Annotated in this window: 18 protein-coding genes and 3 pseudogenes; 7 read left to right on the top strand and 14 right to left on the bottom strand. The window is 41.1% G+C overall.

Going from position 1 to position 22,224, the window contains the following annotated elements; all coding sequences use genetic code 11:
* Positions 1-69: 69 nt before the first annotated feature.
* From ACX27_RS35360 to ACX27_RS32905, 4 genes are all read right to left on the bottom strand, one after another.
* Entirely contained in the window at positions 70-519 is a 450-nt protein-coding gene (locus ACX27_RS35360) for a hypothetical protein (RefSeq protein WP_200929818.1), read from the bottom strand.
* A gap of 104 nt (positions 520-623) precedes the next feature.
* Complete coding sequence (gene kaiC, locus ACX27_RS17755; RefSeq protein ID WP_062294774.1) at positions 624-2,183, bottom strand: circadian clock protein KaiC; 1,560 nt, start codon at positions 2,181-2,183, stop codon at positions 624-626.
* 77 nt (positions 2,184-2,260) lie between these two features.
* Positions 2,261-2,587: a circadian clock protein KaiB gene (kaiB, locus tag ACX27_RS17750; RefSeq protein WP_062294773.1), complete on the bottom strand. Its 327-nt coding sequence runs from the start codon at positions 2,585-2,587 to the stop codon at positions 2,261-2,263.
* 118 nt (positions 2,588-2,705) lie between these two features.
* Complete coding sequence (locus ACX27_RS32905) at positions 2,706-3,287, bottom strand: KaiA family protein (protein ID WP_083468760.1); 582 nt, start codon at positions 3,285-3,287, stop codon at positions 2,706-2,708.
* Positions 3,288-3,939: 652 nt separating this feature from the next.
* Between ACX27_RS32905 and ACX27_RS17740 the strand changes: the two genes are divergently transcribed.
* The gene (locus ACX27_RS17740; protein ID WP_062294772.1) at positions 3,940-7,260 is read left to right on the top strand and encodes an ATP-binding response regulator; all 3,321 of its coding nucleotides are present in this window, start codon (positions 3,940-3,942) and stop codon (positions 7,258-7,260) included.
* 30 nt (positions 7,261-7,290) lie between these two features.
* On the opposite strand, the gene ACX27_RS17735 is transcribed toward ACX27_RS17740, so the two are convergent.
* Positions 7,291-8,001 carry a tetratricopeptide repeat protein gene (locus tag ACX27_RS17735; RefSeq protein ID WP_062294771.1) on the bottom strand — a complete coding sequence of 237 codons (711 nt, stop codon included), beginning with the start codon at positions 7,999-8,001 and terminating at the stop codon, positions 7,291-7,293.
* Positions 8,002-8,376: 375 nt separating this feature from the next.
* Positions 8,377-9,315: a phosphoribulokinase gene (locus ACX27_RS17730; protein ID WP_062294770.1), complete on the bottom strand. Its 939-nt coding sequence runs from the start codon at positions 9,313-9,315 to the stop codon at positions 8,377-8,379.
* A 572-nt stretch (positions 9,316-9,887) separates the two neighbouring features.
* Between ACX27_RS17730 and ACX27_RS17725 the strand changes: the two are divergent.
* From ACX27_RS17725 to ACX27_RS17700, 6 genes and pseudogenes are all read left to right on the top strand, one after another.
* Positions 9,888-11,490: pseudogene (locus ACX27_RS17725) on the top strand (peptide ligase PGM1-related protein).
* 137 nt (positions 11,491-11,627) lie between these two features.
* A complete protein-coding gene (locus ACX27_RS17720; protein ID WP_200929817.1) occupies positions 11,628-13,370 on the top strand; it encodes a serine/threonine protein kinase in 1,743 nt (580 codons plus the stop codon).
* Positions 13,371-13,863: 493 nt separating this feature from the next.
* The gene (locus tag ACX27_RS17715) at positions 13,864-14,451 is read left to right on the top strand and encodes a pentapeptide repeat-containing protein (RefSeq protein WP_062294769.1); all 588 of its coding nucleotides are present in this window, start codon (positions 13,864-13,866) and stop codon (positions 14,449-14,451) included.
* Between the two features lie 160 nt (positions 14,452-14,611).
* Entirely contained in the window at positions 14,612-15,787 is a 1,176-nt protein-coding gene (locus ACX27_RS17710) for a M20 family metallopeptidase (protein ID WP_062294768.1), read from the top strand.
* A 286-nt stretch (positions 15,788-16,073) separates the two neighbouring features.
* The gene (locus ACX27_RS17705; RefSeq protein ID WP_062294767.1) at positions 16,074-16,559 is read left to right on the top strand and encodes a tellurite resistance TerB family protein; all 486 of its coding nucleotides are present in this window, start codon (positions 16,074-16,076) and stop codon (positions 16,557-16,559) included.
* 231 nt (positions 16,560-16,790) lie between these two features.
* Positions 16,791-17,246: a hypothetical protein gene (locus ACX27_RS17700; protein ID WP_062294766.1), complete on the top strand. Its 456-nt coding sequence runs from the start codon at positions 16,791-16,793 to the stop codon at positions 17,244-17,246.
* A 125-nt stretch (positions 17,247-17,371) separates the two neighbouring features.
* On the opposite strand, the gene ACX27_RS17695 is transcribed toward ACX27_RS17700, so the two are convergent.
* The 8 genes and pseudogenes from ACX27_RS17695 to ACX27_RS17660 form a co-directional block, all read right to left on the bottom strand.
* A complete protein-coding gene (locus tag ACX27_RS17695; RefSeq protein WP_062294765.1) occupies positions 17,372-18,034 on the bottom strand; it encodes a Na(+)/H(+) antiporter subunit B in 663 nt (220 codons plus the stop codon).
* Positions 18,034-18,624, bottom strand: a complete 591-nt coding sequence (locus ACX27_RS17690; protein WP_062294764.1) for a DUF4040 domain-containing protein — start codon at positions 18,622-18,624, stop codon at positions 18,034-18,036. Before ACX27_RS17690 ends, ACX27_RS17695 begins: the two co-directional genes overlap by 1 nt.
* Positions 18,614-18,895, bottom strand: a complete 282-nt coding sequence (locus ACX27_RS17685) for a monovalent cation/H(+) antiporter subunit G (RefSeq protein WP_062294763.1) — start codon at positions 18,893-18,895, stop codon at positions 18,614-18,616. Before ACX27_RS17685 ends, ACX27_RS17690 begins: the two co-directional genes overlap by 11 nt.
* 3 nt (positions 18,896-18,898) lie before the next feature.
* Positions 18,899-19,165, bottom strand: a complete 267-nt coding sequence (locus ACX27_RS17680) for a hypothetical protein (protein WP_144427481.1) — start codon at positions 19,163-19,165, stop codon at positions 18,899-18,901.
* Complete coding sequence (locus ACX27_RS17675; RefSeq protein WP_062294762.1) at positions 19,162-19,551, bottom strand: Na+/H+ antiporter subunit E; 390 nt, start codon at positions 19,549-19,551, stop codon at positions 19,162-19,164. The genes ACX27_RS17680 and ACX27_RS17675 overlap by 4 nt, the downstream gene beginning before the upstream one ends.
* Positions 19,536-20,973, bottom strand: a pseudogene (locus tag ACX27_RS17670) (cation:proton antiporter). The gene ACX27_RS17675 and the pseudogene ACX27_RS17670 overlap by 16 nt, the downstream one beginning before the upstream one ends.
* Positions 20,970-21,307, bottom strand: a pseudogene (locus tag ACX27_RS17665) (cation:proton antiporter subunit C). The pseudogenes ACX27_RS17670 and ACX27_RS17665 overlap by 4 nt, the downstream one beginning before the upstream one ends.
* A gap of 356 nt (positions 21,308-21,663) precedes the next feature.
* Positions 21,664-22,146, bottom strand: coding sequence for a hypothetical protein (locus ACX27_RS17660; RefSeq protein ID WP_062294761.1), 483 nt, complete (start codon positions 22,144-22,146; stop codon positions 21,664-21,666).
* Between the last annotated feature and the right edge of the window lie 78 nt (positions 22,147-22,224).

Here is a 22,224-nt window from a genome sequence, read left to right as displayed (position 1 = left end):
CAGGTTTTTTTTTGAATAGCAGAAACTGGGGAAGTAGCAGAATTGACAGATGTATTATTAAATGTCTCTCTAGCCGCAGTTGCTGATTTTTTTTTGTTTTTGAATTCTGCGTGAATTACGCGGCTCTGACTTTTGAGAAAAATTTAAAGCCGGTGTCGAATTGGCAAAACCAACTGGATGTTTCTGAGGTATTTGTGCCAGTGTTATACCAGTATTTTCTGTCAATGTGCCTGGGTGACTTTGACTATTTAAAGTAGGCACATTCAAGGCAGTAGGCTCAGAATTCGAGCCTGCATCTGGAAACATCTGATTTGCAGTTTTAGGCAGTTGCGTGTTGTCTGCTACTAAGTTATGACTTTCAGTTAAAGTCACAACACTAGGGGCAGATTTTTGTTGTACGTTACTTACTTTTACTGTGTTAGCCAAGGCGGGTTGGGCTGTTAATACCGCCATTGTTACCCCAGGTAAGAAAGTATGAAATAATTGCTGTCTGTTATGAAATAATTGCTGTCCTTTCACCGCATCCCCTCACACGAAAATCAATCTAGCGGCAGAAACCTTTTCTTCACCACAGAATATAGCACGATACTAAATTGAAGAAGGAATATAGCACGATACCAAATTTAGGAATCTGTACTCCTTTTGTCTTCAAAACTTCTGACTATGCGAGAAAGTTCTGCCTTTTCGTCGATGCTAACGCGGGTAGGCGCACCACTCACAATCCGTTCGTAATTCCTGAAAGAATCTTTAATTTCTGGGCCGTCAGCCGTAATATTATACTCACGAATTCCTTTATCGTGCCAGGAACCTCGCATTTTAAACACGTTAATTGCCCGCGACATTTCCCCACGAATTTCTACGTACTGCAACATCAAAATTGTGTCAGTAATTGTGGAAATATGTGAGTCAGTAATAGAATGAGAACCCATAAATTGGTCAGTTGTATTGGTGAAAAAACCAGTGATTTCTTCTTGCTTGGCATAACCAGTTACACCAATCACAAACTGACGAAAAGCGTTATTACTTACACCTCTGGCTAAGGCTGAAAGTGAATCAATGGCAATTCTTGCTGGTTTAAAATTAGCAATTTCTGACTTAATAATTTGTAGGTGATCTTCTAAACCAGTTGATTCAGGATAAGTACAAATGATTTTGAGTAACCCTTGATGTTCTAATTCTTCAAAATCAATACCCCAAGAAGAAGCATTGCGTGACAGTTGAGCGCGTGATTCTTCATAAGCAAATAAAATGGCGCGTTCACTGTTAACACAACCATTTTGTAAAAATTTACTTACAAGTAGTGTTTTCCCAGTACCAGTAGCTCCTGTGGCTAAAATAATCGAATCTTTAAAGAAACCACCACCACACATTTCATCAAGTGTTTTGACACCAGATGAAACGCGGACATTAGAAGACCTTTGAGTCAAGCGCATTGCGCCCAGAGGAAAGATGTTGACTCCAGCATTAGTAATAGTAAAAGGATACTCACCTTTCATGTGGGTTGTACCCCGTAACTTGAGGATTTCCGTCGTCCGTCGCCGACGTTCTCCTTCTAATACATTCCGCACAATTACCACGTTATCCGAAACAAATTCCTCAACCCCAAAAGAAGCCACAGGGCCATATTCTTCACTTCGTTCAGTGGTAATGATGGTAGTAACATTCAATTGTTTTAGCCGGGCCACCAAGCGAAAAATTTCGCGTCTGACGACTCCCACTGCTTCATATTGTTGAAATACGGCAGTAATCGAATCAATAGATACACGTTTGGCTTTATATTTCCGAATGGCATATTGTAATCGCTCAATTAATGCCGAAAGGTCAAAATTACCGACAATATCTTGACCTTCTGGATCTGGCGAAGCATCGAGAATAAATAACTTACCTTCATCAATTAAGCGTTGTAAGTTCCAACCAAAAATATGAGCATTTTTGATAATGTCGCTGGGCGATTCTTCAAAGGTCACAAATACGCCCGGCTCATCAAAATAAGTAATGCCGTTATATAAAAACTGAAGGGATAATAAGGTTTTACCTGTACCGGAGGTGCCACTGACTAAGGTAGTTCTACCTACTGGTAAACCACCATGACTAATATCGTCAAAGCCCTCGATCATTGTCCGAATTTTTTCTACACCACCAATTGGTGTTGGGTTCTGCTCTTTTTGCTCGTTTTCACTCATTGCCTGATCATAAATAGGGTTTTTAACCCAGTTTTTCTCTTACTAAAGGTACTAATTTATCTGCAAAAAAATTTAAATTAAAGGTTTTGGGATTCTTCCCAGTCTTCTTCACTTAGTTCTTCATACAATAAATCTAATCCAATTAATACTCTTTCTCGATCTGAAAGATCACCTATAATTTTCCGAACAGGAGGCGGTAAAATTTTTGATAATGTTGGTGTCGCTAAGATTTTATCTTCTTCAGCTAGTTGGGGATTTTTCATTACGTCGATGACTTTGAGTGCATAAACACCTTGAAACTCCTGCTCTAATATATTTTTGAGTGTTTTTAATGCCCGGACTGAGTTAGGCGTGTTCCCAGCAACATAAAGTTTGAGAACATAAGTTTTTCTGGCTTTATTCATAAAAAGATGAACTTAAACATAAAAACTAAAATCTAAATTTAGTGATTGATTTTAGGAAAATACATAGTTTTTAGGGTTGGTGACTGTTGCTGATATATTTGCTGAGGGTTGTGATGTCCTATTTAGAAATTGCACATCTATAAGCTTCACATAGGTGGGCTAAGATATCTATAAGAGTCAAACGGTAATCAAGTAATGTCTCATCACTCCTTCCTTCTAATTTTAGCTGTTTAGAAAACTCATCAATGAGTTCCATGTGAATTTCTATGATTTGAGGCACAGGAATATTAGCACAAAACACTGTGTTGATGAATTTATCAATTTTTTCTTTCAAGGTTTTGTCTGTAGTAAAGTAATCTATAAGAATCTGGCGATAATCAGATTTAATTTGTTGTAACAATACCCGCTGATCTACTTGAGTCATTTGCTGAAAAACCTGTTGTGGTTTTTGCTGCTGGCACGCAAACACGTAAAAATATTTGTCTATAAAATTTTGATTAAGATTCGCTGGCCACCAATTTAGTAAGGAGTAAAGTCTAGCTGTGGTGGCAGACACCAGAGTAGATGTGCTAAATTGAGCAGAACTAGGCTGAAAGAAGTACCCGTTTGTTGGGTTAAATGGTAATTGGGTACCTAGCTGAACTAGGTTATCTAAAATTTTTTTAACATTTGCTTGGAAAAATAGTATAGGTAGTAGCATTTATATATTTAAACATCTTGCTGAATCACTCCAACCACATTTGGTTAAGTTGAACAAAGTTTGAGGGAAACTTGAGAGAACCTGACTAATAATTTAGTTAAGTTGTTAGTCAATTCTCAATTACCGCTCTAGATAAACAAATTTCTATAGTGGCTCAAAGACCATAGAAAACAAGTAAGCAGGAAGATTTATTGAGCGGCAGATGAGGTGTTCGTTATAGAGGATACATTAGTTGATTGAGATTCGCATATGTATATCTATCAGAATGTAGATTTTTTGATTTCACCCCTTGATAGGATACTTAAACTAACTTAAAGTCGGCTCGCATTCTAAATCATTATAATTCCTCAAGGTTCTAAAGCGAGTCTTGAGAGCCATAATTGTTTTAGCTGTCACTCTTGATCAAAAGTGACAACACAAGTAAAACACTTTCAGGTTATTTCCCCAAAGTTATAAAGTGGCAAAGGCAAAGTCAACCAGCAAGGCAGGGCTGGAACAATTAAATTTACCACGGCAATGGTCTTAAGGCTCAAACAAGAATTGGGGAAATGAGTTTGTTGATGAAGATGTTATTGTCAGCGCGAACACTATTTATCCGATCGCCAACGTTCAAGCTCAACGCTGCTAGAGGAAGGATTAACCCCAAAGCCTTATGTCAATGCTACAGTACCCGCTTTATAACTTTCTAGCAACCGTACCTAAATGTGGTGAAATAAGTACGTTAGTAGCGGCTTTGGAAGTTTTTGAGCAAGAACAGTGCGATCGCCTAGTAGTAGTTAATCAACTCCAAGAACCAATCGGATTGCTAAAATCCGTCCAGTTAACCCAAAAACTGCTGATCGAATCTCCAGAAGCAGAATATTTGGATTTGCTGCAACAGCCCTTAATCCTCTGGAAGGACAGCATTTTTGAGCCATTACAAATATTCGCAGCCAGCGATCGCGTTGAACAATTTGTGCAGTTTTTGCGTTACTATTCAGCCTCATCTAGCCACAATGTGAATTGGACATTGGTTGATGGCGAAGGCAAGTTTTTAGGGCTGTTAAATAGCAGTCGTTTATTGCGATTATTAGCCCAGGAAAAAGCAGGCAAAACATCCGCTAATTTATTGAATTCGGTTGGTCAGGTATTCAGAGAAACTCCAGACACCGCCAGTTCTAAAGTCAAAACTCACTGGCGATCGCGCAAAACTCATTCATTTCAGCCATTGCGCCACAAACCCCTAATCAAGTTACTCGAACAACTGCCTTGGCCATTGATGCTGCAAACCAGTACAGGGGAAATCGTCACCCAAAACCCAGCTTGGTGGCAACAGTTGGGAGGTTTAAAAGATCCCGAAGATGTACGGCGACAAGTAGTACATATCCTGTCTCCAGCCTTGACTAAACAACCAGAGTATGTCAGTCAAACAGCGGTGAAAGTTCCATCTGGTGAAGATAGCGCATTATCACAATTCAAGTTTAATTCTGTAGAACATACTTGGGCGTTGAAGCATGAAGCCTTACCCCATAACAGTTTCCTATCAGCATCGTCAGCAACTTCACCCGCTTTTAATCGCTGCTTTTTAGATAGCCAAATGGGGACTTGCACCTGTGTTGTCGAAGAACAAAACGGTCAAGAACGCATCTGGCAATTTGCCAAAATACCCTTAGATAGCCCAGATTTACGAGTTTTAGAAGAACCAGCCGCCGAAAATCATCATCATTTGTGGTTGGTTTTAGGCACTGATGTCACCGAACAGCAACAATTATGTAAAGAACTCGCCGCTAAAAATGCCGACTTGATTCAATTGAATCGGTTAAAAGATGAATTTTTAGCTTGTATTAGTCACGAACTGAAAACACCCCTGACGGCAGTTTTAGGATTATCACGGTTACTGGTAGACCAACAATTAGGGGAATTAAACGAACGACAAGCCCGTTATGCTGGACTCATTCATCAAAGCGGTCGTCACTTAATGAGTGTGGTCAACGACATTTTAGACTTGACTCGGATGGAAACTGGGCAGATGGAATTAACCCTCGCACCAGTGAATATACAGGCTGTGTGCGATCGCGCCCTCGCCGAAGTCACAGCAATCCATACTCAAAGCAGCAAAACAGTCTCCAGTAGCCAGGCCCATATCAGCCCCCCAGTACCAAAATTTACCTTAGCCATTGAACAAGGCTTAGAGCAGATGGTGGCGGATGAATTGCGCTTGCGCCAAATGTTAGTACATTTGCTTTCCAACGCTTTTAAATTCACCGAAACATCCGGCGAAATAGGTTTGCGCGTCAATCGCTGGGAAGGCTGGATTGCTTTTACAATTTGGGATACAGGCATAGGTATCCCCGAACACCAGCAACATTTAATTTTTCAAAAATTTCAACAACTGGAAAATCCCCTCACCAGACAATTTGAAGGAACTGGTTTAGGACTGGTGTTAACCAGAGCTTTAGCCCGCTTGCATGGCGGCGATGTCAGCTTTTTGTCTCAAGAAGGCAAAGGTAGTCAATTTACACTCTTATTACCACCCAGCCCCCCAAGCACAGGTTTTACTGATCCTGAGATTAGCAATCCAGAAGATAGAACCCAGCAAAATCTGGGTGTGCAGAAAGTTCCCCTTGCTGTTACTTCCCCAGGTAACAGTAATCAACATCTCCCTGGTTGCTCCCAAAGATTAGTGCTGATAGTCGAAGCGGTGGCTCGATATATAGAAGATTTAGCAGAAAAACTCAAAGGTTTGGGTTATCGAGTCGTTATTGCCCGTTCAGGAACAGAAGCCGTCGAAAAAGCCCGACGCTTACAACCACAAGCGATATTTTTAAATCCTTTATTACCATTACTTTCTGGGTGGGATGTGCTGACATTGATCAAATCTGACGTAGCCACAAGACACATCCCCATCATTATCACTGCCACAGGGGCAGAAAAAGAGCAAGCATTTGCCAACCAAGCAGATGGTTTCTTGAGCTTACCTGTAGAAAATCAAGCTTTAGCACCACTGTTAGACAAATTGTGTGCCGAACCCACAATTACATCTGCTGCGGTTGGTAAAAGTCCCACAATTACCAAAAATCAACCATTGCGAATTCTCAGATTAGTTAATCCCGAATTAACATCGATTAACCCCCACCCCTCATTGCGTGAGCATCGGGTGATAGAAGTGGATAACCTAGATCAAGCAGAACTCTTAGCTAGGGTTTGGCAATTTGATGTCATCTTATTAGATATTGAAGGTTCCTTAGCCCAAAGTTATTTACAACAATTAACACAGCACCCGCGTTTACTCGCTCTCCCATTGGTGACTTGTGATGTGGCTACTAGTTTGGCGGCTTCCCAGATACCTGGACTGTCTGTATTTCCCTGCTTAACACCCTTTGGGAAAACCAATCACAGTCGCGCAGACAAAGTTGATCCTTTGTTGTCAGTATTACAAATTGCCTCTGGTATTTGCTGTCCACCAAGTATTTTAGTAGTGGATTTGACAACACTCCATGATTTACCCCAAATCAGGCGCAAACAGGTGAGACATGATCGCACTCTGAAAAATGCTGCTACTAATCATGTGACGAGCGAAAGAGGTTCAGAGTGGTTTCAAGCTTTAATTCAGTATTTGCAGACAGCCGGTTTAAAAGCCGCTATTGGGCGCTGTTGGGCAGAAGTTAACCAACAAATTCGCCACAACAGTGTTGACTTGTTGCTGATTTGCTTGGGAGAATCACCAATTCACCAGGATGTGTTAAAAACATTAAAAGCATTAAAAGCTGCGACGGTTAATTTACCGCCGATTTTAGTACTTGATCAACGTTCTCAGCGTGAACAAGGGAATTTTCCAGCAGAAATCAAGCCTCACAAACATAGCAACCGAGATAATTTAGATCAATCTCTCAGGGCGATCGCTACAGAAATTTTACCCCGTTCCATCTCAATGGAAGATTTACTGCATCATATTAATCAGGCTTTACTGCACCATCAACAAGCAAAAAGTTAGTGTTTGTGGACTTTTTCTACTCCTCACTCCCTACTTTTGCGATAGTAGCTCATTTAACCAAGTTTCGATTTGTAAGCGCAAACGATAAGCTGAAACATTGCTATTCTGGTTTGTAGATAGTTGTGCCATAGCACGACGATAATCAGCGATCGCACAATTCCAATCACCCCACAGATGATAAGTCCGGCCACGTTCTGCCCAAATATGCGCTTCTAACTGACCAAACAACAGTGCAATTTCCAAATTCTCAATTGCTTCTTCATACTGGTCTAAATCGCGGAAAGTAATAGCCCGGTTAATCCAAGCTCGCACATAACTAGGATTCAAATCAATTGCTTGGTCGTAATCAGCCAAAGCTGCGGCTAATTCTCCACAAGCTGCATAGTAATTAGCGCGATTGTTATAAGCACTTGCTAAATTGGGATTTAAATTTAGGGCTGTATTGTAGTCACAAAAAGCTTTTTGCTTTTCACCGCTTTGAAAATAAATTAACCCACGATTGTTGTAATCAGCAGCGTTGTGGGGATAACGACGAATTAATTCATTTAATAAGGCGATCGCTTGAGTATAATTTCCTTGTTTCGCTGATTTCAAAGCACAAGCGCGTAGATAACTTTCTTTGACAGCAGATTGTCCACTACCTTTAGCCTCATGACTTGGCGAATTAAATGTATTATTTACAACATATTGACAACAGTTATTTTGCTGATCGCCAGAAGTTAGAAATGAGTTACCATTCATAGTTTACCCGCCTCAGATGCTCGTACTTAGAAATTAATTTAGAGTTTTATCTATGGTGGTAGTTTTGACCCAAGTTTATGTATAATGTGCTTTTGATTACTTAGCAATAAGTATCTCAGCCTAAATAGTAGGTACTACAACCAGTAAGAACTAGGTCTTACACCTACAATTCATGCACTAACTAAGTAATAGATACTTCACTCGCAAGTAGAATTCCAGAAAAAAATAAATATCAATCTTGATGGGGATTAGAAATGGCTACACAGTCAATATTTGAGGATGGTTAATTGGGTCAACTGAAACTGGGTGTCTATGTAAAAGAGTGTAAGGGTTTTGCAGACCTACACCCTTACACCCCTTTACCCTATGCTAAACCTACTGATACATTTGCGTCGCCTTCAGCATGTGATAAGTAATAATTAACTGGGTCAAAGCCAAGGGATAGCTTTGTAAGGTTTCGCCAGTTGTACCAGCAATTTTGCCAAGCTCAGGATTACTTTCGCGATCGCATACACTATGTAAATGGGGCATATCCGAACAGATGATATGTTCTAGTTTATTCACCTGCTCTAAAGTCGCGTGACCATCCACTTCTAACACATCCACTGGTTTATTCATATCGCGGTCTAGTCCCAAACGAATGGCTGAACCAGCATCACCACTGGTCAAGTTGATAATCGGTGTGAAATCTGGATGGGGAATAGTAGGACGCAGCACTAACCGCACATTGAGATGGCCATTGGTTTCATCCTCTTCACCGTTAGGTGGATAAAAACTCACTACTATATCTGACCATTGGCGTTGGGGACGAATAAATTGTTCTGAGTCTGGTTCGCGTTTTTCTAATTCTGCTAATACTTGTTCGGGAGTGTAGCCGCGTTTTTGCGTGTCCCGTTTAACTTTCCACTTGGCGCGTATGGGTTCGGGAGGCGCAAGATAAACTTTAACATCATAACAATCGCGGGCGGCACGGGTAGAATAGCCCAGTAAGCCTTCTATAATTACAAATTTATTCGGCTTAATGTATAGGGGTGGTTCAAAAGTACCTGTTTTGTGGCTATACACAGGTTTGAGAATTGGCTGTCCTGTGCGGAGTAAAGACAGGTGCTGCTGCATAATATCTAAATGGTTGCAGTCTGGGTGTAAAGCTGTAATGCCAATTTCAGCACGTTGTTTGCGATCATAACGGTGGTAATCATCTGTACAAATCAGCGTGACATTTTCTGGCCCTAGTACTTGAGCGATACCTCTAGTTAGTGTTGTTTTTCCCGCAGCACTATCACCCACAATCCCAAGAATTATTGGACGGCTCATGACCCACCCCCGACACAAACAGATTTAGTAATAAATTTTGCAGACACCGTTTTTCTAGTTTAGAAGGAAATTAGCGCCTAGCTTGTTTCCCAGTCTTGTCTGCAACATCTCTATACATAAAGATATCTGTGTCATTGTTAATTGCCAAGATATTTATGTAAATAATTTGATACAAATCAAGTTAAATATTTAAGGTTGTCATTTGTAATTTGTTTTTGGTCAGATGTGAGATTTAGGGATATATTTACTTTTCTTCAATTATTAATATTTATTGCTATTGACTTATTGATTTTGTTGGAATGTTAGGAGTTTTTGTTGAGTAGCGATCTCGCCAAACAACATCAGCAATTTAACAGTATAAAATTGTATCGTAATCTAATTCTGTGCCTGTCTGAATACTTTATTTTTCCTTCTTTGGGTGTATAGGCAAAAAATTATAAAAATCTCTACGATGACAGAGTAAAGAATTAATATTTGCAGTCAAGAAGTATTAAGGCTTAGTTACATCTAGCTGGCTGTGCGGTATACCGAAGAAAGACGGATATGTTGGGGATCATTACAGGGCAGGGATTATGGTAACTTTAAATGTTTCAAAGTTGGATCAGGTTGATCAATTTCGCCACTTGCAGTCAACTTTGCGCGATCGCTGGAAAACCATTGAGCTATTCGATAATAGTGAAGCAGATATCGTGGTTGTTCCTTCACTCAGCATCGATCAATGCGAACTCCGAAAAATTGCAGGTTGTGAACATTATGAAGAAAGATTGTTATTTTCTTTAATGCGGTTGCGTAATCCTCGCACTCGCCTAATTTATATAACCTCAATGCCCTTGCATCCTAGTATTATTGACTACTATTTGCAACTGTTACCTGGTATTCCATTTTCTCATGCACGTAATCGCTTACTTTTACTTTCTACTTATGATTCTTCCCTGCAACCTCTTAGCCAAAAAAATTTTAGAACGTCCTCGTTTGCTAGATAGAATTCAGCAAGCCTTAAGGCTAGAAAAATCATTTATGATCTGCTACAACGCCACAGATTTAGAAGCAGAATTATCTTTAAAATTGAATGTACCCTTATATGCAGCCGCACCAGATTTACAAATTTGGGGTACAAAAAGTGGCAGTCGGCAAATTTTTGCTGAAAGTGGAGTTCCCCATCCAGATGGTAGTGAACGAGTCTGGAGTTCTCAAGCATTGGCAGAAGCGGCAAACGATTTATGGGAACGCCAACCAGAATTAAAAAGGATGGTGGTAAAACTCAACGAAGGAATTTCTGGAGAAGGTAACGCCCTGCTAGATTTAAGACCAATGATAAATTTAGCGCCAGGACAAGCTTCGAGTGAACAAAGAATAGCAACAATTAGCAGTAGCTTTTCTACCATGCGCTTTCAAGCTAAACAAGAAACTTGGGCAAATTTTTCCGGACGAATAACAGAATTAGGTGCAATTGTCGAAGCATTTGTCGAAGGAGAAATCAAGCGTTCTCCCAGTGTCCAAGGACGCATCACACCCACAGGCGAAGTCGAAATCCTCTCCACCCACGACCAAATTCTTGGCGGCCCAGACGGTCAAATTTATCTCGGATGTCGCTTTCCCGCCGATGAAAGCTATCGTTTAGCATTGCAACAATTAGGCTTAAAAGTTGGCAGAAAACTCGCAGAAAAAGGCGCATTAGAAAGATTTGGTGTTGATTTTATCACCGTTGACCAGGGTAATAACAACTGGGATATTCAGGCGATCGAAATTAACTTACGTAAAGGTGGCACAACCCATCCTTTCATGACCTTAAAACTGTTAACAAATGGCCGCTATGACCTATCCACAGGATTGTTTTACAGTCAGCAAGGTCGTCCTAAATACTATGTTGCCACCGATAACCTGCAAAAAGACCGTTATCGAGGATTGTTACCTAACGATTTAATGGATATTATTGCCCATCACAGATTACATTTTGATAGTGGCACTGAAACAGGTACAGTCTTTCATTTGATGGGATGTCTGTCTCAATTTGGCAAATTAGGATTAACCAGCATTGGTGATTCTCCCCAACAAGCAGAAGATATTTATAACAAAGTTGTCAATGTTTTGGATGAAGAAACCCGCAGCGACAATCAAAATTTTCCTCTATTTTCTGATTACACATTCCCCATTGCTTGGGATGGGTACAGTTAGGAAGTGTGAAGTATGAAATTTTGCCCTGGTTAAATCCCATAAATTTATTTATGGGATTTCCCTCCTGCCTCCTGCCTTCGTCCTCCTACCTCCTTAACATAGGTTAAAATCAACTCAGCGTTTGTATTGTAGCGGTTGTGTCCCATATCCCTCAAAGGGCGGTTCACTGCATAAATCCTGATTGTCAACGTCCTTACCCCCAACCTTGGGGAAACAAATTTTGTAACAGTTGTGGCGCATTACTACAGCTGCTAGACCGCTATGTCCCTATTCAACCACTGGGTTCTGGTGGTTTTGCCCAAATTTATACAGTTTGGGATGAAAAAACTCAAACAGAAAAGGTGCTAAAAGTTTTGGTGGAAGATTCACCAAAAGCCCAGGAATTATTTACACAAGAAGCCGCAGTTTTAATTAGTTTGCAGCATCCTGGTGTTCCGAAAGTCGAAGCTGATGGTTTTTTTCAGGTAAATATCACTAGTCCAAAACCGCGCCAGTTAGCTTGTTTGGTGATGGAAAAAATTAACGGGCCGACTCTGGATGAAATTATGAATAACTATCCTCAAGGATGTCCAGAGAATTTGGTACTCAACTGGTTCACCCAAGCTGTCAAGATTTTACAAGAACTGCACAAATGCCAAATTATTCACCGCGATATTAAACCTTCTAACTTAATGTTGCGGATACCAGCCTCAACCGCACCACCAACACAAGCAAGAACAGGGTGGGAACAATTAGTATTAATTGATTTTGGCGGTGTTAAACAAATGAACGCCGCTATGCAGCGTCGAGAATCAAGTTCAACGCGGTTATTTTCTTCTGGTTACAGTCCGCCAGAACAAGTCACAGGGGGAAATGTGGGGCCTGCGGCTGATTTTTACGCTCTTGGCCGGACAATGATTGAATTACTCACAGGTAAGTATCCGCCAGAGATGGAAGATTTGCAGACTGGAGAATTGCGCTGGCGGAATCGAGTCAATATCAACTCACAGTTTGCTGATTTACTTGATGAGATGGTAAAAGAAGACGTACGATCGCGTCCATCTAATGCAGCCATCATTCTCAAACGGTTAGCAAAAATTAACAAATCTGCGAAACCACAGTCATTCTCCCAACCACCAAACTCAAATTCAGCCAGCAACAACTTAACAAGGCTAATTCAAACCATTGAACAAGCTTTTACTGATTTTCTCACAGCAATTGGTAAAACAGCCTTGTTTCTTGCCAAAGCCTTGCTGAAAATAATTCAGGCTTGTGTGGCGATTATTTGGGCAATGCTACTATCTAGTCTAGGAGCTTGTTGCGGCACAATTATCGGTTTTTTTGTAGCTTACCGCACAATTTTAGGCGATCGCATTGTGGAATTAATCATGGGTCAGCTACCAGGACTAATTCCCAATTCTCAGACTAACTTTGGCCCAGATATTTTAGTCTTTATGAGTGCGGGCTTGGGAACTGCCTGGGGACTCACCATATCTGGATGTTTTGGTCAACGACGACGGTTTTTAGTCGTATCACTCATGGGTATGATCAGCTATGGATTTGGTTGGTTATTTTGGGAACTCATTTCCTCCAAACAAAGCAGTGACGGTTTAGTTGTGATGATTGCTGTTTCAATATTTTTACTATCTCTCAGCTTTGGGTTTCGCAGTCATCACATAGTTTATGCCTTAGTAGCCGCTTTAGGCACAGCACTGATTTTTTCCGGCTTATTTATTTTAGGTTTCCCCACCACAGTCTTTTACTTTTCACCCCAGCCACTGTGGTCAGAATTAGGTCTACCCTTGGCTTTATTTGTTTTAGTCGCCATTTTCACAAGCTTTTGGCTAGGAGTCAGTCACTACTTAATTGTTCCCGGACTGCGTTTCTTGGGATGGCGCTAAGTTAAGCCCCTGCGGGAAAGGGAAGAGGGAGCAGGGAACATCAAGTCAAAAGTTAAAACTCAGATAATTTTTGACTTTTGACTTTTAACTTTTAACTTCCCCGTAGGAAGGTGTTCAAAACCCTTACACCCTCACACCCATTCTTGACAGATAACCTTTGTGCGTAAATCCTGATAGATATACCGAATTATCACTAACTGACTCAACACAGTATAAATGCTCAAATTAATATCCCCCCAGCTACTGTTCTTCTAGCTGGGGGGATCGAATATGTGATAGTCTATAGAGAGTTCTGTATAGTTCCTTACGATTCAATCTTAAAGCCTAAATTTGGTTTTGTGTAGTCCTAAAATCAGAATTTATACTATTTTTATAGCTTCTTCATCACCACTTCATTGCTAGGATTTGCTGAGTTAACGGTATATGTGTATATGTTAAGTATGACAGTAACACTACGTTTAACATATCACCGATAAAAATATCCGTAAAACTTATGAAACTCCAGATTGCCAGCATTGTTGCCCTAATAGTTTGCACGGGGTTAAGCGAAAAAGCCTTGGGGGTGAATCAACAAGACCTAGAACAGTTAAGACAATCTAGTACTTGTCCTCGCTGTGATTTGAGTGGTGCTGACCTCAATCAAGCTAATTTAGCTGGTGTCAACTTGCGTGGGGCTAATTTAAGGGGAGCAAATTTATCTCAAGCCAATCTCGTAAATGCAGATTTAACCGATGCAAATCTCGAAGGTGCAGTATTGAAATCTGCCAATCTCACAGGAGCATCTTTTACAGGTGCTAATTTAACTTCAGCATCTTTAGAAAGTGCCGATTTGTCTTTTACAGGTTTTCTGGGTGCTAATTTAACAGCAGCAAACTTATTAGGCGCTAAACTATACTTTACCAATTTTCGCGGAGCCAACTTCCGACTAACTACTTTACCTGTGGGTAATGTCACTTCTGATAAACCTTACTGGTGGTCATCAGAGCGTGTCATTCCCAAGCAATGTAATAAATTTAAAGCAGGCACTACACGAGGTACAACTTGTTATACCCAGTCTGAAGAAGTGGAAACTAAGAAATAGAAAGTGATGGTTCGGCTTCGCTCACCAACCGGGAGTAGGGAGTAGAAAGAGTTGAAATTCTCGTCAACTGTTACCTGTTCCCGGTTCCCTTTAATCAAGAACATTTTATTCAGTAGCACTTATTTATCATGGGAACAAAGCTCGTAACTAAAATTGATTGATGCTAACCCGTATTAAAGATATAGCCACAAAACTAGCGCCCCGTTTAGTTGAAATTCGCCGTCATCTCCATTCTCATCCAGAACTCAGTGGTCAAGAGTATCAAACAGCTGCTTTTGTGGCTGGAGTTCTGTCTTCTAGTGGTCTGCATGTCCAAGAAGGTGTGGGAAAAACAGGTGTGATTGGGGAAGTCCAGGGTACAGGTACCGATGAGCGTTTATTGGCGATTCGGACTGATATGGATGCTTTACCCATCCAAGAACGTACAGGTTTAGAATATGCTTCCCGTACAGATGGGGTAATGCACGCTTGTGGTCACGATGTGCATACTACTGTTGGGTTAGGTACGGCAATGGTATTATCCCAAATCATTGATGAATTGGGTGGTAAGGTGCGATTTTTATTTCAAGCCGCCGAAGAAATTGCCCAGGGAGCGAACTGGATGGTGCAAGATCAGGCGATGAAGGATGTTTCAGCTATTTTAGGCGTTCATGTTTTTCCTTCTATACCCGCAGGTTCGATTGGTATACGTTACGGAGCGTTGACAGCCGCAGCTGATGATTTAGAAATTACAATTATTGGTGAATCTGGACATGGCGCACGTCCCCATGAGGCGACTGATGCAATTTGGATTGCTTCACAAGTAATTACTGCTTTGCAACAAGCCATCAGTCGGACTCAGAATCCTTTGCGCCCTGTAGTGTTGAGTATAGGGAAAATTCAGGGTGGTAGAGCGCCAAATGTGATTGCTGACCAAGTGCAGTTGTGGGGAACTGTGCGATCGCTCCATCCTGAAACCCGCGCCCATCTCCCCCATTGGATTGAGAATATTGTGGCGAATGTCTGTCATGCTTACGGCGCAAAATATCAAGTTAATTATCGTCAAGGTGTCCCCAGCGTCCAAAATGATTATTCTTTAACTCAGTTGTTACAATCAGCCGCAGAAGAAGCCTGGAGTAGCGATCGCGTCCAAGTTTTACCAGAACCATCCCTCGGCGCGGAAGATTTTTCCGTTTATTTAGAACACGCCCCTGGTTCAATGTTTCGCTTGGGTGTCGGCTTTAAAGATAGAATCATCAATTACCCATTACACCATCCCGAATTTGAAATTGATGAGTCAGCGATTGTCACAGGTGTGGTAACTATGGCCTATGCCGCTTATAAATATTGGCTATAAGTAGTCAGACAGAATTAATTACACCATGTCCAAAGCGGCTTCCGGAAGCGAAGCAATCGTAAGGGGTGGGATTGCTTTGCTTCGCTCGCAATGACTGTAAATATTGTTACCTAAATCATCTGTATAGTAATACTTTTAGCTTCTGCTTCCTGCTATATAAAAAAGTTTACAAAAAAAACAAAAGCATCTGTGTTTTTTCGGATTTTTTTGGGAATGCTAATTGGGAAGCGATTTTTAGCCTTAGAGATTGCTTTTTGACGCAGTATCAAACTTTTATAGGATTTTTATGTCTAGACGTTTGCCTAGAGGCCGTAGCGCCAGTTCAGTGGCTTTAGAACCAGAAGTTGCGATCGCTCTGATCGGACTATTCTCCGCAGCATCTGATGGTGATGGTATTTCTAACGCAGAAGAATATGCTTTGAGTGAGATGCTGGGCGAAATTGCTCAATTTGAAGATTATTCTGACGAAGACTTTGACGAATTAGGCGAAACCTTAACCAGCCTCCTAGAAGAAGAAGATCCAGAAGAATTAATTGTTAAAGCGATTGAATCATTACCCAACAGAGGTTATCGGGAAGCTGCATACATCACTGCCATTTTGGTAGTAGGTATTGATGAAGAAGTACCTGATGAAGAACAAAATTATATTTCTGAGTTACAAGAAGCGTTGAATATTTCCAACGAACGCGCTCAAGAACTCATAGATGAAATATTTGGCGCAGACGAAGACGAGGAAGAATATGACGAAGAATGTGAAGATGACGAAGAATAATTCTTAAATTTTAATTTTAACAGGGATGGGTTAGGCGATCGCTAACCCACCGCAAACAAAGTTAAACTCCCATCATCCGCAATTTTCAGGGCGCTTTCTACCATTTTTTCACAGCCAGATTATTTCTGAGCGATCGCTCCTCAGAATTTACCAGGTGTTTGGAGATGGTATTAAAGAAGGTTGTAGTTAAAGCAGTATGATTCTTAGAGGAAACTTTTGATTAATAAATTTATGTCTAAAACAAAACTATTCTCTGGAATTACTCTGAGTTTAATAATAGCTTTATTCTCCACTCCTCCAACTGTTGCTCAAGAAATATACATTGACAATAACTGTAAACAAAATCAGCAATTAAATGAATTTGACAGGTTTACTATTTTCTATAAATCCGAATTTCAAACCAAAGGGCAAACATATTGGTTTTACTCAGGTAGGTATCAAGATGGAAGTACTATTGTTTGTATTTCAAAACCAGGATTTAAACAAGCAAAACCTTTAAACATAAAACAAATACAGTTTGCTTACATCGATAAAATCGGTAAAGATCCACGCAATAAAACAGCCTTTCTCGTTACAGTCCGCGAGGGTAATGGTTCCTATGTCCCAATGTTCCAATACCGACTCAATTTGTCAACACCTTCTAAACCTACACTAACTAAACTACGAAGTTGGACATCAGGACAGTAGTTTACCTGCTCCGGCTGGCAAGTATGGGGTATGGGCGTGTATGTATCCCAAACCTTTTCACCCCAAACCCTTTCACCCCTAAACCCAATCTCCACAGACAATCTTTGTGCGTAAGTCCTGTTGTGTTACAACAATCCCCGATAACGAATAAAAATCAAAATCACCGCCCAGGAACCCAAGGCGACTTTAATTGCGACTAACAAATTGAGTATGGGGATAAAACCGCCACTAATTAGTGCGCCCATCTCCCCGTGTGGTAATTCCACACCAGACAAATTAATTACCGCCAGAATCACAAAAACTAATACCGAAATTTTCTCCCATGTGGCGGCTTGCCAGCGTTGGTAAATTGCTTGCATCCATTCTGGGGACGAAGTAATTGCTACTAAGCCAATCGCTGTTCCACCCGCCACCCCAGCAGCAAAACCACCACCAGGGCTGAGATGTCCGCGAATCCCTAGTTCGATACTGACTAAAGCAGCGATAGTCGCACCCAATCTTGCCAATACAATTGATGGCTGATCGGTGAAACGATAAATTGTGGTGGAGGGTTTCTCGTTCGCCAGTAAAAAATTAGCTCCCATGATGGCGATTGTAAATACCACCACTTCAAAAATCGTGTCATACAAGCGATTGCGAAAAATAATCCCTGACACGGCATTTGGTATGCCACTATCTTGAACAACCGCTTCCAAAATCGAGATATCTGGTAAATCTAAGGTAGGGTTAGCAATAAACAGAAATTTGCCAAATAGGGCGATTCCGGCAATAATGTAGAGCCATTTCATCATGAATGCTCTCCCAAAACAGGTGTTTTTAAATCTGGTGTGTTGGTTGGTGATGTACTGGCATGACTCAAACTGGTGATTGATGATGTCAGTTGAGTGTGCATGATGTCATAAATGCGTCGGATTCTGGTGATGGTGTGATATGGTTGCGTTTCCTCGTCTTGAGGATCATGTTTTGCCTGTGGTAGACAAATTGCATGGACTTCTTTGTTGTTTAGCGCCTGATGTAAGGTTTCCATATCTGTGTATGGAACTAGTTCTAGACGCAGATAATAGCGTTTGCTAAAAATTGCGCGGAAACTATCAATAAGTGGCTTAAAGTCTGCATTTTCCTCTTCTTGAAGTAATCCCAGACGCAGAACTAGTGATGAACGCACTGCGATCGCATATAAGGTAATCGCCAACATTGTCCCCACCAGCGCCTCGGTTAAGGCCACATCTGCTGCCCCCAACACTGTATAAACAAATGCGGCGACTGCTCCCAATATTCCCCGTATGACTAAAGCATGGTAGGGATTTGATTGAAAGATCACCATCGACGCAGCTAAGGGTAGCAGAGGAATGATCACATAGATATAGTTATCGGTCATGACTTTCCTTACTACTGGAACAATAAGCCAAAACATATCCCAGCATGGTATTCCACATTGCTAAGGAAATGAGCGCCAGAATCAGTAGCGGCCATTCGCTGGGTATCTTCAGCAACAATCCGACAATGATACTCATCGAGCCGAGGGTATCTGCTACTGTCAGACCATGCAGTTTGAATAATACCGAGCGATCGCCCAATAAGGGAAAAGTCCCCCAAAACCAAAAGATAATCCCTAAACCAATGCAGAAATAACTCAGTGCGTTGATCATAATTCACCCTTGCAAAACATCACTCATCCGTTTGATGACTTGGGCTAACAGCATCAAGGCGGCATTTCCCACACTCAGGATAATCACCCCCACCACACCAATCATCCAATCATCACGCAAGACAGATACAACTAAAATCATGATGGCTGCTTTGGTGGAAATACTGGCAAATGCCAACATTTTTTGCCAAATATCATCATCCTGCCAAGCTTCATACATGGGGATGAGTAGGGCGGCAATCATGGCAAACAGTAGCAGATTCAAAATCATACCTTTTTCCTCCGGCGTACCCAATGAACTTCGTACCAGCCTGCTTCGTGATATTTCAAAACAATGGTTTTGGGTGTAAAAGTAATCAAAAAGATGTCGAGGAATATCAGTCCGGGAGTGCGGCGTGGTTTGACTTGTTCGAGTGTTACTTCTTCATATTTATGGGGACGGAAGATAATTTCAAATGCTTCTATATAAGCTTGGGGAATGGCGACGATGATTTCCCATAGCACACGTAGCCAATCTTTTAAAGTGCCTGAGACTTTAGGCAAACCAGGCAGTAACAGGGCGATGCTTACGCCAATGATGATATTTGCCAGACTGAAGTTAGCAGTCAGCAAAAACCAAATAGCCAATCGCAATATCAAATTTAGATAGGCAACCATGCAAATCCCTTCCAGAACAGCAGCATTAACACTAAACTCATCACACCAATCAAATGATCAAATTGCTCCAGTACACGGGGTAGCTTAATTACTAAGCGTTTAAAAATTAGCAGGTAAGCTAACCAACCAATACCAATGGTTAAGAGGGGTTTGATGATGTTCTCAACCGTGTAAGCATCGTAATAGGCAATATTGGCGATAAACAGCCCACCAATTAATAAGCTCATTGCTGCCCAAAAACTGGGTTTTGTCTTACCTTCTCCCCCAAACGGCAGAAAGATGAATTTGGCAAAGGAAATTGCTGTTCCGAGGGCGGCTATATTCATCGCGATCGCTTGCCAAGGTAAGAGATTTTTCGTCGTCAAAACCTTCGCCCCAAACCCAGACAATAAGGGAAAGCCAGAAATTGAGAAACTAGCGATTACTAAAGCAATCCACACCGCCGTATTGATTGGTCGATTTTGCAGTTCTTTGAAGTTGCGACTGGGTAAGCTACCAGCAATCAAGAACAATGCCGCCTTCACCAGTCCGTGAGTCAGGGCATAAAAACCACCGACAATTGGCGCTGCGAGAATAAAACCCAACTGGGAAACTGTGTGAAACGCCAGCATTCGCTTAGTATCTTTTTCCAAGACGGCATAAGACACTCCCAAAAGTGCCGTACCAACGCCAAAAATTCTCACTATCGGGTCAACTTCTGCCACCATCAGCGCACATCGCACCAAGGGATATACAGCAGCTTTCACCACAACTCCTGACATCAATGCCGATACTGGTGTTTCTGATTCCGAGTGAGTCAATGGCAACCACAAGCCTGATACAAAAATTCCACCTTTTGTCAAGAGTCCTAAAAAAATCAATGCCAGTGCTTCTGGTGGTGCGACTCGCAACCCAGCAAAACTAAAGGAATGATCCGCCTGATAGACTAACACCGCACCGATGAGATAAAACAGCATTGCCACGTTACTGACAAATAAATAGCGCAAGCCCACCCAAATCGAACGATCAGTGCGGGGATAGGCAATTAACAGAAACGCTGCAATGCCACTTACCTCTAGGGCGACGTATAGACTAATCAAATCTGAACCGACAAAGGCAGCATTTACACTACCATGCAAAATGATTGTCTGGGCGTAAAAAAAAAGCTGTCTTGCCACTTTGCCAACAATAAAGAATGACGGCGGCTGTTACCAAAGCATTGGTCAAAATAAAGTAGCCGCTTAACTCGTCTACTGTTAAAGTTACGCCAAAATTATCGAGTAATTTGAGAGTTAGGGGTGGGGTGATAAATAGCTGTAACGCATATACCGCCGAAGCCAAAGCCATACCAAAGGCGAGATAGCGGTCAAGTTTGGGCAGCAGATAAATCACAAACCCAATCAAAAATGGTAAGCCAATCCAGGCGATCGTTATGGTATTCATGGGGTGTTGTTATTCTCGATTTCATTACTTTCCAAAGTTGGGTTATCCCGCGCTAGTTTCATAACACCAACCAGCATTAAGGCTTGAATCGAAAAGCCAATAACGATCGCAGTTAATATCACAGCTTGCGGAACCGGATCAGCATAAGCCCTTTGTTTAACATCGGAAAGAATTGGCGTAAACAAACCATCCCGTGAAGCAATCAGCACGTAATAAGCAATCACCCCTGTACTCATCACATCCATAGAGATGATTTTCATGACCAAATTTTTTTTTGAAAATTATGCCGAAAAATCCGCAAAAAAATGGTTGCGAGTATACATGCTTCTAACACGATAATTGCCTGTGGTGTGAGAGTTGAATGTAATTTATTTTTTTTAATTAAATATTATGATGTGTATTTAATTGGTTTTTGTTTTCAACAGAAAATCAATTGCATATACAACAATTGAAGTAGGCAAAATTCTGCATACTCCTCAATTTTACCTAAACAGGAGGTGGCTGAGAACATAATTTTCCCTAGACTCTGCCCAACCGTGAATTTAAAATCTAATTCACTTTCAATAAGCATTTTCGCTTATTTTGGCATTTATTTGTCAGGATTTACCATCTTAATTTTTAATAGATAGCCATTGATATATCTATATATCAATGGCACATCATTATATTAATAATATAGAAATAAGAAAGTTATTTTGCTGATTGAGTAGCGGAAGGTTGAGAACGTTGCTGCTGATAAAAAGCCACAACTTTTCGTACGTAAGCAGCAGTAAAACCGCTATTGCAACCTGTATAGTTGCCCGTCATCCACCAACAAGCTACACCATTAACCGCCGCAGTTTCATTATTGTTAGTAGCGCGTAATTGTTTGTCTAACTCCCGGCGTGTGATGCAAGAAATAATTTGGCGAGCAGTTGCTGGATTATTTTCAAACTGTGTTGGTGTCAGTTCTTTTTTCAGACAAAATTTTGACCAAGCTTTGACTGTACCAGGTTGAACTTGCCAGTCGCTATACAGTCCATCGTTGACTTTACCTGTTTGAGGTGCAGCTTTTCGCAATGCTTCTACCATCGCTGCAACTTGAGTTTCCGAAACCGACTGTTGTGCGGGAACAGGTAATGCAGACAGCCCAAGACTAACACTGGCAACTAATGTACTGATTAACAATCTCATCAACTTTTTCCTCTTCACTCCAGATTTCAGTTTAGTACCATACGCACAAAGGTTGTCTGTGAAGAATGGGTGTGAGGG

The sequence above is a fragment of the Nostoc piscinale CENA21 genome (genome assembly GCF_001298445.1).
GTDB lineage: Bacteria > Cyanobacteriota > Cyanobacteriia > Cyanobacteriales > Nostocaceae > Nostoc_B > Nostoc_B piscinale_A.
The sequence above is the reverse complement of the archived record's forward strand: the minus strand, read 5'-3'. Positions and strand labels throughout refer to the sequence as shown.

Bases quoted from the DNA above. Each gene is read 5' to 3' on its own strand.
- kaiC (WP_062294774.1), bottom strand. From the start codon at position 2,183: ATGAGTGAAAACGAGCAAAAAGAGCAGAACCCAACACCAATTGGTGGT.
- kaiB (WP_062294773.1), bottom strand. From the start codon at position 2,587: ATGAATAAAGCCAGAAAAACTTATGTTCTCAAACTTTATGTTGCTGGG.
- ACX27_RS32905 (WP_083468760.1), bottom strand. From the start codon at position 3,287: ATGCTACTACCTATACTATTTTTCCAAGCAAATGTTAAAAAAATTTTA.
- ACX27_RS17740 (WP_062294772.1), top strand. From the start codon at position 3,940: ATGTCAATGCTACAGTACCCGCTTTATAACTTTCTAGCAACCGTACCT.
- ACX27_RS17735 (WP_062294771.1), bottom strand. From the start codon at position 8,001: ATGAATGGTAACTCATTTCTAACTTCTGGCGATCAGCAAAATAACTGT.
- ACX27_RS17730 (WP_062294770.1), bottom strand. From the start codon at position 9,315: ATGAGCCGTCCAATAATTCTTGGGATTGTGGGTGATAGTGCTGCGGGA.
- ACX27_RS17715 (WP_062294769.1), top strand. From the start codon at position 13,864: ATGAAACTCCAGATTGCCAGCATTGTTGCCCTAATAGTTTGCACGGGG.
- ACX27_RS17710 (WP_062294768.1), top strand. From the start codon at position 14,612: ATGCTAACCCGTATTAAAGATATAGCCACAAAACTAGCGCCCCGTTTA.
- ACX27_RS17705 (WP_062294767.1), top strand. From the start codon at position 16,074: ATGTCTAGACGTTTGCCTAGAGGCCGTAGCGCCAGTTCAGTGGCTTTA.
- ACX27_RS17700 (WP_062294766.1), top strand. From the start codon at position 16,791: ATGTCTAAAACAAAACTATTCTCTGGAATTACTCTGAGTTTAATAATA.
- ACX27_RS17695 (WP_062294765.1), bottom strand. From the start codon at position 18,034: ATGAAATGGCTCTACATTATTGCCGGAATCGCCCTATTTGGCAAATTT.
- ACX27_RS17690 (WP_062294764.1), bottom strand. From the start codon at position 18,624: ATGACCGATAACTATATCTATGTGATCATTCCTCTGCTACCCTTAGCT.
- ACX27_RS17685 (WP_062294763.1), bottom strand. From the start codon at position 18,895: ATGATCAACGCACTGAGTTATTTCTGCATTGGTTTAGGGATTATCTTT.
- ACX27_RS17680 (WP_144427481.1), bottom strand. From the start codon at position 19,165: ATGATTTTGAATCTGCTACTGTTTGCCATGATTGCCGCCCTACTCATC.
- ACX27_RS17675 (WP_062294762.1), bottom strand. From the start codon at position 19,551: ATGGTTGCCTATCTAAATTTGATATTGCGATTGGCTATTTGGTTTTTG.
- ACX27_RS17660 (WP_062294761.1), bottom strand. From the start codon at position 22,146: ATGAGATTGTTAATCAGTACATTAGTTGCCAGTGTTAGTCTTGGGCTG.